This is a genomic window from Bradyrhizobium sp. 23AC (assembly GCF_054863025.1).
The window spans coordinates 891,336-903,912 of sequence record NZ_JAVAYN010000001.1 but is presented as its reverse complement, the minus strand read 5'-3'; the positions used below and the strand labels follow the sequence as shown (position 1 = coordinate 903,912).

Annotated in this window: 13 protein-coding genes; 8 read left to right on the top strand and 5 right to left on the bottom strand. The window is 66.1% G+C overall.

Translation table 11 applies throughout. The annotated features are described in order from the left end of the window. Positions 1–51: 51 nt before the first annotated feature. From RAD10_RS04245 to RAD10_RS04225, 5 genes are all read left to right on the top strand, one after another. Positions 52–630: an NADPH-dependent FMN reductase gene (locus RAD10_RS04245; protein WP_104466033.1), complete on the top strand. Its 579-nt coding sequence runs from the start codon at positions 52–54 to the stop codon at positions 628–630. A 6-nt stretch (positions 631–636) separates the two neighbouring features. Continuing rightward, positions 637–1,347 (top strand): orotidine-5'-phosphate decarboxylase, encoded by a 711-nt coding sequence (pyrF, locus tag RAD10_RS04240; protein ID WP_461616441.1) that lies wholly within the window; start codon positions 637–639, stop codon positions 1,345–1,347. A 22-nt stretch (positions 1,348–1,369) separates the two neighbouring features. Beyond that, a complete protein-coding gene (locus RAD10_RS04235) occupies positions 1,370–1,681 on the top strand; it encodes a DUF1330 domain-containing protein (RefSeq protein WP_027566211.1) in 312 nt (103 codons plus the stop codon). A 282-nt stretch (positions 1,682–1,963) separates the two neighbouring features. Beyond that, positions 1,964–2,779, top strand: a complete 816-nt coding sequence (dapB, locus tag RAD10_RS04230) for a 4-hydroxy-tetrahydrodipicolinate reductase (protein WP_461616440.1) — start codon at positions 1,964–1,966, stop codon at positions 2,777–2,779. 23 nt (positions 2,780–2,802) lie between these two features. After that, positions 2,803–3,426, top strand: coding sequence for a 2,3-bisphosphoglycerate-dependent phosphoglycerate mutase (locus tag RAD10_RS04225; RefSeq protein WP_461616439.1), 624 nt, complete (start codon positions 2,803–2,805; stop codon positions 3,424–3,426). Positions 3,427–3,558: 132 nt separating this feature from the next. On the opposite strand, the gene RAD10_RS04220 is transcribed toward RAD10_RS04225, so the two are convergent. Both RAD10_RS04220 and RAD10_RS04215 read right to left on the bottom strand, forming a co-directional pair. Continuing rightward, positions 3,559–4,455 (bottom strand): methylated-DNA--[protein]-cysteine S-methyltransferase, encoded by an 897-nt coding sequence (locus RAD10_RS04220; protein WP_461616438.1) that lies wholly within the window; start codon positions 4,453–4,455, stop codon positions 3,559–3,561. 54 nt (positions 4,456–4,509) lie between these two features. Further along, a complete protein-coding gene (locus RAD10_RS04215; protein WP_461616437.1) occupies positions 4,510–5,040 on the bottom strand; it encodes a DUF2244 domain-containing protein in 531 nt (176 codons plus the stop codon). A gap of 22 nt (positions 5,041–5,062) precedes the next feature. Between RAD10_RS04215 and nth the strand changes: the two genes are divergently transcribed. From nth to RAD10_RS04200, 3 genes are read left to right on the top strand one after another with little or no spacing between them, the layout of a single operon-like run. Next, positions 5,063–5,815: an endonuclease III gene (gene nth / locus RAD10_RS04210; protein WP_461616436.1), complete on the top strand. Its 753-nt coding sequence runs from the start codon at positions 5,063–5,065 to the stop codon at positions 5,813–5,815. A gap of 34 nt (positions 5,816–5,849) precedes the next feature. Further along, positions 5,850–6,986, top strand: coding sequence for an HlyD family secretion protein (locus RAD10_RS04205; RefSeq protein ID WP_461616435.1), 1,137 nt, complete (start codon positions 5,850–5,852; stop codon positions 6,984–6,986). Next, positions 6,973–8,601, top strand: coding sequence for an MFS transporter (locus tag RAD10_RS04200; RefSeq protein ID WP_461616434.1), 1,629 nt, complete (start codon positions 6,973–6,975; stop codon positions 8,599–8,601). The genes RAD10_RS04205 and RAD10_RS04200 overlap by 14 nt, the downstream gene beginning before the upstream one ends. A 6-nt stretch (positions 8,602–8,607) precedes the next feature. Here RAD10_RS04200 and RAD10_RS04195 read toward each other — a convergent pair whose 3' ends face one another. From RAD10_RS04195 to RAD10_RS04185, 3 genes are all read right to left on the bottom strand, one after another. Continuing rightward, positions 8,608–9,348 (bottom strand): sulfate transporter family protein, encoded by a 741-nt coding sequence (locus RAD10_RS04195; protein ID WP_461616433.1) that lies wholly within the window; start codon positions 9,346–9,348, stop codon positions 8,608–8,610. A gap of 256 nt (positions 9,349–9,604) precedes the next feature. Beyond that, positions 9,605–10,051 carry a nickel-responsive transcriptional regulator NikR gene (gene nikR / locus RAD10_RS04190; protein ID WP_461616432.1) on the bottom strand — a complete coding sequence of 149 codons (447 nt, stop codon included), beginning with the start codon at positions 10,049–10,051 and terminating at the stop codon, positions 9,605–9,607. Positions 10,052–10,088: 37 nt separating this feature from the next. After that, positions 10,089–12,569, bottom strand: a complete 2,481-nt coding sequence (locus RAD10_RS04185) for a heavy metal translocating P-type ATPase (protein WP_461616431.1) — start codon at positions 12,567–12,569, stop codon at positions 10,089–10,091. Positions 12,570–12,577: the final 8 nt, after the last annotated feature.

Sequence of the window (12,577 nt, the reverse complement as noted above, 5' to 3'; positions counted from 1 at the left end):
CGGCTTGGTTCTTTGCGCGGCGGGCTCGTTTCGCCGAACGCATTGGATTGGATGTCAGCTCCCAAGATCCTCATCATTCCCGGCTCGCTGCGCACCGGCTCGCACAATGCGAAGCTGGCGGCGGTCGCCGCCTATGAATTCGCCCGGGCCGGCGTCGACGTCACCCGCATCTCGCTCGCCGATTTTCCGCTGCCGATCTATGACGGCGATCTCCAGGCCAAGTCCGGCCTGCCGAAGCACGCGATCAACCTCAAGCGCATGATCGGCGCGCATCATGGCGTGCTGATCGTCTCGCCCGAATACAATGCCTCGGTGCCGCCGCTTCTCAAGAACGCGATCGACTGGGTCAGCCGCGTGCATGATCTGCATGAGGCGCGCGGCGATGTGTTTCGCAACCGCGCCTTCGCGCTCGCCGGCGCTTCGCAGAGCCGGCTCGGCGCCGCGCGCGCGCTCCAGGCGCTCAGGCTGATCCTGACCTCCTGCCACGCCAACGTGATTGCCAGCCAGCTCACGCTCGCCTTTGCCGACCAGGCCTATGACGATATGGACAGGCTGAAGAACGAGGGCGATATCGCCGCGTTGAAGGAGCTGGTGGCGCAGTTGATCGACATTTCCCAACGCATGATGTGAGGTGACATGACGCCAGCCGAGATCGCCCCCAAGGACCGCCTGATCGTCGCGCTCGATCTGCCCGGCGTCGATGCCGCGGAGGCGACGATCAATCGTCTCGGCGACAGCGTCACCTTCTACAAGATCGGTTATCGGCTCGCTTATGCCGGTGGATTGCCGCTGGTCGGCAAGCTCGCCGACAAGGGCAAGAAGGTCTTTCTCGATCTCAAGCTGCACGACATCGGCAACACCGTGATGCAAGGCGTCGAAAGCATCACCAGGCTCGGCGCCACCTTCCTCACCGTGCACGCCTATCCGCAGACCATGAAGGGCGCGGTCGAAGGCCGCGGCAATTCCAGCCTGAAGATCCTCGCCGTCACGGTGCTGACATCCTACAACGAGGACGATCTGCACGCGGCCGGCTATCGGCTCGGCGTCTCCGAGCTGGTCGAGGCCCGCGCGCAGCAGGCCCAGGTGCTTGGCATCGACGGACTGGTATCCTCGCCTGAGGAAGTCGGAGCCTTGCGCAAGATCGTCGGCCACCAGATGCATCTCGTCACCCCCGGCATCCGGCCGGTCGGTTCGGCGACCGGCGATCAGAAGCGCATCATGACGCCGGGCCGCGCGATCGCCGCCGGCGCCGATTATCTCGTCGTCGGACGGCCGGTCGTCGAAGCCGCCGACCCGAAGGCGATCGCGGAAGCCATCCAGGCCGAGATCGCGCAAGCGCTCGGCTAGAGCAACAACAGGGAGAAGAACAATGGCAAAAGGCTACTGGATCGGACGCGTCGATGTGAGCAGTGACGAGGGCTACAAGCCCTACGCCGTCGCCAACGGCCCGATCTTCAAGAAGTGGGGTGGTCGCTTCGTCGTCCGCGCCGGCAAATTCACCACCGTCGAAGGCGCCAGCCGCACCCGCAACGTCGTGATCGAATTCCCGGACTACGAGACCGCCATCGCCTGCTACAATTCGCCGGAATACCAGGCCAACATCAAGGTGCGTCAGCCCCACTCCGTCGCCGACCTCATCATCATCGAGGGCTATGACGGCCCGCAGCCGTCTGACGGCTGAGGCCTTCTCTTACCCTCCCCTGGAGGGGGAGGGTCGGCACGCGATCGAGCGACGCGAGATCGTGTGACGGGGTGGGGTGATCTCTCCACTCGGGCACTGTTCGTCGCGGAGGGACCGTCACCCCGCCCCGCTGTGCATTTCGCTTCGCTGCATGCCCAGCGACCCACGAGCGAGCTACGGTCTCGGACCCCTCCAGGGGAGGGTGCAAGCATGCCGCGCGTTCCTGCCCTCGGTTGCCGGAACTGCGTCCCCCCGCTACAACGGCCGTGAGAGGATCACACCATGTCCGACATGCGCCTGATTGTTGCTGGAGCCGGTGGCCGGATGGGCCGCGCGCTGGTGCGAGCGATTGCCGAGAGCAAAGGCGCGGTGCTGGCCGGCGCGCTCGAGGCCCCCGGCTCGGAGCTGCTCGGCAAGGATGCCGGTGTGCTCGCAGGACTGCCGGCCAACGACATCAAGCTCTCCGCTGACCTCTGGGCGATGTCGAAGGAGGCCGACGGCATCCTCGACTTCACCGTTCCGGCGGCGACCATCGCAAATGTCGCGATCGCGGCACAGCGCGGGATCGTGCATGTCGTCGGCACGACCGGATTGTCGGGCTCCGACAATGCCGTGATCAAGAGTGTCACCAACCGCGCCGTCGTGGTGCAATCAGGCAATATGAGCCTCGGCGTCAATCTGCTGGCGGCCCTGGTCAAGCGCGTCGCCAAGGCGCTCGACCAGAGTTTTGATATCGAGATCGTCGAGACCCATCACCGGATGAAGGTCGATGCGCCATCCGGCACCGCGCTGATGCTGGGGCAGGCCGCAGCCAGCGGTCGCGGCGTGACTCTCGATGACCATTCCGAGCGTGGCCGTGACGGCATCACCGGCGCGCGCAGGCCGGGCAATATCGGTTTCGCCTCGTTGCGCGGCGGCACCGTCGCCGGCGATCACAGCGTCACCTTCCTCGGCCCGTTCGAGCGCCTGACGCTGTCGCATCAGGCCGAGGACCGCATGCTGTTCGCCCATGGCGCGCTGAAGGCGGCGCTGTGGGCGCATGGCAAGAAGCCGGGCCACTACTCCATGGCCGACGTGCTCGGCCTGTCCGACATCTAATCGAACCCAACGGAAAGCAGTCAATGAGCGAACGTCTTCTCGTGCTCGTGCGCCACGGCCAGAGCGAATGGAATCTGAAGAACCTGTTCACGGGTTGGAAGGACCCTGACCTCACCGAGCTCGGCGTCAAGGAAGCCACGGAAGCCGGCCGCAAGCTGAAGGCGCAGGGCCTCGTGTTCGACGTCGCCTACACTTCGGTGCTCACGCGCGCGCAGCACACGCTCGATCTCATTCTCGGCGAGCTCGGCCAGGAGGGCCTGCCGACGATGAAGAACCTCGCGCTGAACGAGCGCGATTACGGCGATCTCTCCGGCCTCAACAAGGACGACGCGCGCAAGAAATGGGGCGAGGACCAGGTGCTGATCTGGCGCCGCTCCTACGACGTGCCGCCGCCCGGCGGCGAAAGCCTGAAGGACACCCTCGCGCGCGCATTGCCGTACTACGTGCAGGAGATCCTGCCCGGCGTGCTCAACGGCAAGCGTACCCTCGTCGCCGCCCATGGCAACTCGCTGCGCGCGCTGATCATGGTGTTGGAAAAGCTCTCGCCCGAAGGCATTTTGAAGCGCGAGCTGGCAACGGGTGTGCCGATCATCTACCGCCTCAACGCGGATTCGACGGTGGCCACAAAGCTCGATCTGGCGAGTTAGGTTTTCGCCGCATGCACGCTGCCGTAGGGTGGGCAACGCGTAGCGTGCCCACGCAGCGTCAGCGACTTGAGACAGATGGTGGGCACGGCGCTATGCGCCTTTGCCCACCCTACGGCAGTGTGCTTGCAGTGCCTACAGCACCCCAAGCTGTCCGGCCTCCCAGCCCAGCATCGCCTGCTTCCTCGTGATGCCCCAGTGATAGCCGGTGAGCGTGCCGCTCTTGCCGAGCGCGCGGTGGCAGGGCACGACGAACGAGACCGGGTTCTTGCCGACCGCCGCACCGACGGCGCGCGAGGCCTTCGGGCTGTTGATGTTGCAGGCGATGTCGGAATAGGACACCGCGCGCCCCATCGGGATCTTCAAGAGCGTCTCCCACACCCGCACCTCGAAATCGGTTCCGATCATCACCACGCGCAGCGGCTGGTCCGGCCGCCACAGCTTCGTATCGAAGATGCGCGCAGCGAGCGGCGCGGTGCCTTCGTGATCCTCGACATAGGTGGCGTTCGGCCAGCGCCGCGTCATGTCGGCGAGCGCAATCTTCTCCTCGCCGTGGTCGGCGAAGGCGAGGCCTGACAGGCCGCGATCGGTCGCGATCACGATCGCGGTGCCGAACGGCGAGGGGTGAAAGCCGTAACGCAAGGTCAGGCCGGCGCCGCCGTTCTTCCATTCGCCCGGCGACATCGCTTCATGGGTCACGAAGAGATCGTGCAGCCGGCCGGGGCCTGACAGCCCGGAGTCGAGCGCGGCGTCGAGGATGCTCGCGGAGTCCCGCAGCAAGCCCTTGGCGTGATCGAGGGTGAGCGCCTGCATGAAAGCCTTCGGCGTGATCGAGGCCCAGCGGCGGAACAGGTGGTGCAGTTCATCCGGCGTGACCCCGGCCGCATCCGCCATGGCCTCGATGGTCGGCTGCGCGCGCCAGTTCTCCGAGATGAAGGCGATCGCCCGGCGCACCGAATCATAGTCGCGCAGCGCGGCGTTCTGGGTGCCCGGCCTGGCCAGGCGCTGGTCATGTATGGCGAGTGTCATCATGACTGGAAATGTAGGAGAGGGACGGGTCGGAAACCACCCGATTTCTGACTGCGCTCAGGTCACCGGATTGTAGGTCGGGCCGCGCCGGGCGGCATTCAGGGCGCTGACCAAGGCATTGTAAAAACTCGCTTTTTCCTCGGGCCCGAGAAAACCGGCAATGAGCAGCCGGCGGCCGCGCGAGATCAGATAGAGGTGCTCGATGCCGTATTCCTCGTCGACCTCCTGGTCGAGCCGGACCCAGAGCGGATTGAACGTCCATTCCGAGACCTGGCCGCGATGGCTGACGCGGCGCACGCGCAGCTCCGACGGCGTGACCACGATCTCCTCGCTGGCCCGCGCCGCGCGGAAATTGGCCTTGAAGGCCCACCAGATCACGAGCACGTCGAGGCCGAAGAAACCGAACACCGGCCAGGCACCCATCATCAGGAAGGCGAGGCCCGTGACGAAGCTGACCACGCTCAGGAACAGCATTACGGCGAGGAAGCCGGTGCGGTTCAGCGAGCGGTGCGGCGCCAGCAGCGCGGAGAAGATCTGCACGTCGCGCGGATCAGGATCGCTGCCCTCAATTTCGTTGCCTGTGCTCATCGTCCCTCAGTATATCCCGATCATGGCGAAAATCACCCGCAAGCCGGCTCCGCGCAAAGCGCCGGTGCCGAAGAAGAAGGCAAAGGCGGTCGTCGCGAAGCCGAACGCGCCCGCCAAAAAGACGCTCAAGGCGATAAAGCGCTGGACGCCCGCCGAGGTCCATGAGGTCTTCAGCCGTTTCCGCAAGGCCAATCCGGAGCCGAAGGGCGAGCTCGAGCACGTCAATCCGTTCACGCTGCTGGTCGCCGTGGTGCTCTCGGCACAGGCAACCGATGCCGGCGTCAACAAGGCGACGCGCGCCTTGTTCGAGGTGGCCGACACCCCGCAGAAGATGCTCGATCTCGGCGAGGAGCGCTTGCGCGAGTACATCAAGACGATCGGCCTCTACCGCACCAAGGCCAGGAACGTGATCGCGCTGTCGGCCAAGGTGCTGAGCGAGTTCGGCGGCGAGGTGCCGCGCACGCGCGCCGAGATCGAATCGTTGCCCGGCGCGGGCCGCAAGACCGCCAACGTCGTGCTCAATATGGCCTTCGGCGAGCACACCATGGCGGTCGACACGCATGTCTTCCGCGTCGGCAACCGCACCGGGCTTGCGCCCGGCAAGACGCCGCTGGAGGTCGAGCTTGGTCTCGAAAAGGTGATCCCGGCCGAGTTCATGCTGCATGCCCATCATTGGCTGATCCTGCACGGCCGCTATACTTGCCTCGCGCGCAAGCCGCGCTGCGAGGTCTGCCTGATCAACGATCTGTGCCGGTGGCCGGAGAAGACGGTGTGACGGCGGTGAGAGCAGAGCGTCTTGGGGTAAAATCGTGAGTCAACAGGAACAAGTCCCGCCCCCGGCTGCCGCCGCGACACCGGCCCCGTCATCGAAGCCAACGCAGCGGCCAGCCACTTCACTGTGGAGCCGGTTCGCGATCCCGCTGTTCGCCGTGATCGTCGCGCTCGGCTTCGTCGCGCTGGCGACGCTGCGCTTCGACGAATGGGTCGGCAATGCGGTGATCCAGACCACCAATGATGCCTATGTGCGCGCCGAGCTGACACGGCTTTCGAGCCGCGTCTCGGGTGAAGTGCTGACCGTCGCCGTGACCGACTTCCAGCGCGTCAAGGCCGGTGATCTCCTGATCCAGATCGATCCCGCCGATTACGAGGTCCAGGTCGCGCAGTCCGAAGCTTCGGTCGCCGCCGCGCAGGCCGCACTCGACAATCTGGCCAACCAGGTCGAGCTGCAATATGCGACGATCGCACAGGCGCAGGCGGCGCGGCTCTCCGCCGAAGCCATGGAAGTCGAGGCACGGCAGGAGCAGGAGCGTCAGCAATCGCTGTCGCAGACCGAATCCGGCACGCGGCAGCGGCTCGAGCAGGCGGTGGCCGCCTACGCCAAGGCGCAGGCCGACGTGCGCGCGAGCCGCGCCGTGATCGCAGCCCAGCAGCACCAGCTCGAAGTCCTGCAAGGCACCCGGAAGCAGCGTGCCGCCGATGTCGCGGCGGCCAAGGCAACGCTGGCGGGTGCGAAGCTCAAGCTCGGCTACACCAGAATATCGGCGCCGTTCGACGGCGTCGTCGGCGAGCGCCAGGTGCAGCCTGGCGACTACGTCAATATCGGCACCAATCTCATCAACGTGGTGCCGCTGCCGCAGGTCTATGTGATCGCGAATTACAAGGAAACCCAGCTCACTCATGTGCAGCCGGGCCAGCCGGTCGAGATCACCGTCGACAGCTTTCCGCGCGAGACGCTGCGCGGCAAGGTCGAGCGCATCGCGCCGGCGACGGGCTCGCAGGTCGCGCTGCTGCCGCCTGATAACGCCACCGGCAATTTCACCAAGGTGGTGCAGCGCATTCCCGTCCGCATCCAGCTCGATGATAACCAGCCGCTGCTGGCGCGGCTGGTGCCGGGCATGTCGGTCGTCACCCGCATCGACACCAAGGCCGGCAATGGCGGAAAATGACGACGCCGATCGCGGACCGCTCTCGCGCGGCGGCGTCGCGCCGCGGCCGCTGTTCGCGGTGGCGGCGGTCCTGCTCGGCTCCTTCCTCGCCAATTTCGACAGCCGGCTGACCACCGTCGGTCTGCCCGATTTGCGCGGCGCGTTCTCGCTCTCATTCGACGAGGGCGCCTGGCTTTCGACCGCCGGCATCGGCTCGCAGATCTTCATCGCGCCGGCAGTGGCATGGCTCGCGACCGTGTTCGGGCTGCGACGCGTGCTTGGCATTCCGAGCCTGATCTATGCCGTGATCTCGCTGATCGTTCCCTTCGTGCACGATTATCCGACGCTGCTCGCGCTCAGCGTCGTGCACGGCCTCCTGCTCGGCACCTTCGTGCCGGCGACGCTGATGATCGTATTCCGCAATCTGCCGATCCGCTGGTGGCTGCCGGCGATCTCGATCTATTCGATCCGCGTCGGCTTTGCGCTCGATACCTCGAGCTCGCTGGTCGGCTTCTATGTCGACCATCTCGGCTGGCAATGGCTGTACTGGCAGAGCGTCGTGATCGCGCCCCTGATGGGGCTGATGGTCTATCTCGGCACACCGAACGAGCCCGTGAACCGCGCGCTGCTGCGCGAGGCCGATTGGGGCGGCATGCTGCTGCTCGGCGCAGGGGTCGCGATGATCTATGCCGGGCTCGATCAGGGCAACCGGTTGGACTGGCTCGGTTCGGGAACGGTGATGGCGCTGCTCGTCAGTGGCGCGGTGCTGTTCGCAGGCTTCCTCGTCAACGAGTCGCTGGTGCGGCAGCCCTGGGCGCATGTGAACGTGCTGTTCTCGCGCAATATCGGATTGGGGCTGGTGCTGATCCTGCTGTACACGTTGACCAGCCTGTCCAACGCCTCGCTGGTGCCGAACTTCCTTGCCGCCATCGCCCTGCTCAGGCCCGAGCAGAGCGGCGTGCTGCTGCTCACCTATGGCGCGCTGCCGATGTTCGTGCTGGTGCCGCTCTCGATCTGGCTGCTGCGGCATTTCGATACGCGCACCGTGATTGTCGTGGGTTTCGCCTGCTTCGCCGCCGCCAATCTCTGGGGCACGCAGCTCACCCATGACTGGGCGCGCGAGGACTTTGTCGGCATCGTGCTGCTCCAGGCGATCGGGCAGTCGCTGACCCTGCTGCCGCTGATCATCACGCTGCTGTCGAACTCCGATCCAAGCCGTGCCACCTCCTTTGCCGCCTATATCCAGATCATGCGGCTCGGCGGCGCCGAGATCGGTGTGGCACTGATGGGGACATGGTTGCGGGTGCGCGAGCAGGTCCATTCGTTTTATCTTGGCCAGAATCTCGCGGTCGGCGACGTCGATGTGGTGCAGAGACTGAAGCAACTCGGCGATCACTTCGCGGCCCACGGCACAGGCTCGGCGAAGGCGCGTGCAATTGGCACCCTCGCCGGCACCGTGCAGCGAGAGGCCAATGTGCTCGCTTATGCCGACGGTTTCTGGCTGTGCTTCTGGCTCGCGATAGCCGCGCTCGGTGTCGTCGCGCTGATCACCCGCGCGCCACCCGGCCCGTTCACGCCGGCACCGTTCGGCTTCGCCAGGATGCTGTTGCGCAAATGCGGGGTGCAGGTGAGCTGAGAGGTATCACCGCATCTGCCGCGCCGGCTCGATCAGCTCGGGCCGCGGGCCAGACAGACGCTTGTGCATGTGGACCATGAAGGCCATGCCGAAGATCGGCGTCGCCAGATTCACGATCGGGATCGAGACGAAGGCGGCGATGAACAGGCCGGCGGTGAAGATGGTGGCCGCATTGTCGCGCCGCATCGCCTTGGCCTCCTCCGGCGAGCGGAAGCGCATCGCCGCGAGCTCGAAATATTCACGGCCGAGCAGCCAGGCGGCAGCGAGGAAGAAGACCAGGAAGCCGGCGCCGGCGAACAACACCAGCGGCAACGCGATCAGATAGACCAGGATCGTCAGCAGCGCGGTCTTGACGCCCTCGTAGATCGCCTGGTTGAACGGCAGCGCGACGCCCGGCCGCTCGGCGGGATAATGCTCGCGCTCGACGACATCGGCGACGTCGTCGACGAACAGGCTCGCCACCAGCGAGGTGATCGCGGGCATCAGGAAGACGCCGCCGAACACGACGCCGAGGCCCGCCGCGATCGAGACGATCCACGACAGCACTTCGAGCGAAGAGTGCCAGCCCGGTCCGAGCAGGCCTTCCAGCCAGACCTCGCCATAGGTCGCAAACCAGCTGAGCAGCCGCTGCAGGCCGATCGCCAGCGCGGTGATCAGCACGAGCGCGAGCCCGATCGATCGCCACAGGATCGAGCGCATCGGCGGCGAGATCATTTGCGACAGCGCCTTCACGGCGGCATCCAGCATGGGGCACCCTCTCAGAAAACTACCTGCGAGAGGTAGACACCCAATGCGGCTTCGGCAAGGGAGGGTGGCTTGTCGCGATCTGTTGCGACCCTCCCTGGAGGGGGAGGGTCGGCACGTGATCGAGCGAAGCGAGATCGCGCGACGGGGTGGGGTGATCTCTCCACTCGGGCCCTGTGCGTCGCGGAGGGACCGTCACCCCACCCCGTTCGCGCTACGCGCGATCGACCCTCCCCCTCCAGGGAGGGTAAGATCCGGTCTACCCATGCCGATGCCCGTGCTTGCGTCCCTTCGCCTGCTTGCCTTCGCCGGTCGGGATCATCACCACGCGGCCGTAGCGCACGCCGCGTTCGGCGATGATGTGGTCGGCAAAATGCCTGACCTCGGAGGCGTCGCCCCGCAGTGCCGTCATCTCCATGCAATTGTTGTCGTCGAGATGGACGTGCAGGGTCGCCAGCGCGAGGTCGTGGTGGCCGTGGAATTCCTGCACCAGGCGTTTCGACAGATCGCGGGCGGCGTGATCGTAGACATAGACGAGGCCGGCGACGCAGGCGCCGGTCTGGGCGGTGCCTTCGGCGCTCTGTTGCAGGCCGGCGCGGGCGAGATCGCGGATGATCTCGGAGCGGTTCTGGTAGCCGCGCGCTTCGGCCGCCGCGTCGATCTCCGCCAGGAGGTCGTCCTCGATCGTGATCGTGATTCGCTGCATCAGATGCTCTCCGGGCTACGATTCCAGCTCGCTTGTCTCACAGCCGCGTCGCCCGCAGCCGCAGCGCATTGCCGACCACGCTCACCGAAGACAGTGCCATCGCAGCCGCAGCGATGATCGGCGAGAGCAGCACGCCGAAGGAGGGATAGAGGATGCCGGCCGCGATCGGAATACCGGCGGCGTTGTAGATGAAGGCGAAGAACAGGTTTTGGCGGATATTGCTCATGGTCGCCTGCGACAGTTTTCGTGCACGCACGATGCCGGTGAGGTCGCCCTTGAGCAGGGTGACGCCCGCGCTCTCCATCGCGACATCGGTGCCGGTGCCCATGGCGATGCCGACTTCGGCGGCGGCCAGCGCCGGAGCATCGTTGACGCCGTCGCCGGCCATCGCGACGCTGCGCCCGGCCTTTTGCAACTTGGTCACTACAGCGCTCTTCTGGTCCGGCAGCACCTCGGCCTCGACCTCGGCGATGCCGAGCCGGCGCGCCACCGCCTCCGCCGTAGTGCGGTTGTCGCCGGTCAGCATGATGACCTTGATGCCTTCGGCCGCGAGCGCCTTCAGCGCCTCCGGCGTCGAGGCCTTGACCGGATCGGCGATCGCGAACAGGCCGGCGAGAGTGCCATCGACGGCCATGTTGATCACGGTCGCGCCGTCGCCGCGCAGCCGTTCGGCTTCAGTGTCGAGCGTCCCGGTGTCGATACCGATCGACGTCAGATATCTGGCGTTTCCGAGAACGATGGTCTTGCCGTCGACCTTGCCGGTCGCGCCCTTGCCGGTCGGCGAATCGAACTCTTCGACCTGGCCGAGGGTGAGCTGCTTCTCCTTGGCCGCGCGCACGACGGCGTCGGCGAGAGGATGCTCGCTGGCGCGCTCGACGCTGGCCGCCATGCGAAGGATGTCATCTTCCGCAAAGCCGGCCGCCGGCACGATCGCGACCACCTTGGGCTTGCCCTCGGTCAGCGTGCCGGTTTTGTCGACCACCAGCGTGTCGATCTTCTCCATCCGCTCCAGCGCCTCGGCGTTCTTGATCAGCACGCCTCCTTGCGCGCCGCGGCCGACGCCGACCATGATCGACATCGGGGTCGCCAAGCCAAGCGCACAGGGGCAGGCGATGATCAGCACGCTGACGGCGGCAACGAGGCCGAAGGCAAGCCGCGGCTCCGGTCCGAACCAGGTCCAGGCACCGAAGGCGGCGATGGCAACGACAATCACCATCGGTACGAACCAGCCGGCGACCTGATCGGCCAGGCGCTGGATCGGCGCGCGCGAGCGCTGCGCGTCCGCGACCATCTGCACGATCTGCGACAGCAGCGTCTCGCGTCCGACCTTGTCGGCGCGCATGACGAAGCTGCCGGACTGGTTCAGCGTGCCGGCGATGACTTTTGCGCCGCTCTCCTTGGTGACTGGCATGGATTCGCCCGTCACGAGCGATTCGTCGAGCGAGGAGCGGCCCTCCAGGATGACGCCGTCGACCGGCACCTTCTCGCCGGGGCGAACGCGCAAATGCTCGCCGGCATGGAGCGCATCAATCTCGACCTCGTGCTCGCTGCCATCGGCATCGACGCGGCGCGCGGTCTTTGGTGCGAGCTGGAGCAGCGCCTTGATCGCGCCCGATGTCGCATCGCGGGCGCGCAGCTCCAGCACCTGGCCGAGCAGCACCAGCACGGTAATGACGGCGGCTGCCTCGAAATAGACCGCGACCGCACCCTCATGGCCGCGGAAATTGGCGGGGAAGATCTGCGGCGCGACGGTGCCGATGATGCTGTAGACATAGGCGACGCCCGTGCCCATCGCGATCAGCGTGAACATATTGAGGTTGCGCGTCAGCAGCGACTGCCAGCCGCGGACGAAGAACGGCCAGCCGGCCCACAGCACCACGGGGGTCGCGAAGACGAGCTGGATCCAGTTCGACAGCGTCTGATCGATCCAATTGTGCGGGCCCGCGAGGTGACCGCCCATCTCCAGCACCACGGCCGGCAGCGCCAGCGCGCCGCCGATCCAGAACCGCCGCGTCATGTCGGCGAGCTCGGGGTTGGGACCGGTCTCCAGGCTTGCCACTTCCGGCTCCAGCGCCATGCCGCAGATCGGGCAGCTGCCGGGACCGACCTGGCGGATCTCCGGATGCATCGGACAGGTGTAAATCGTGCCCGCGGGCATCTCCGGCGCGGGCGCCTTGTCCTTGGCGAGATATTTGGCGGGATCGGCGGCGAACTTGGTGCGGCAGCCGGCCGAGCAGAAATGGAAGGTCTCGCCGTGATGGTCGAAGCGGTGCTTCGAAGTCGTGGGATCGACAATCATGCCGCAGACGGGATCGTGCACCTTGCTGGCCGCATCGCCATGGTCAAGCGCGTGATGATGGCCGTGGCCGGCATGATCGCCGTGCCCGCCGCAGCAGGAGGACGCCGCCGGCTTGGCTGCTTCGGTCTTGGCCGGTTCAGTCTTGGCCGCTTCCGTCCTGGCGGAACAACCGCATCCGGAATGTCCGTCCGCGCCCTGATGATGCCTATGTTCGTTCATTGCCCTTG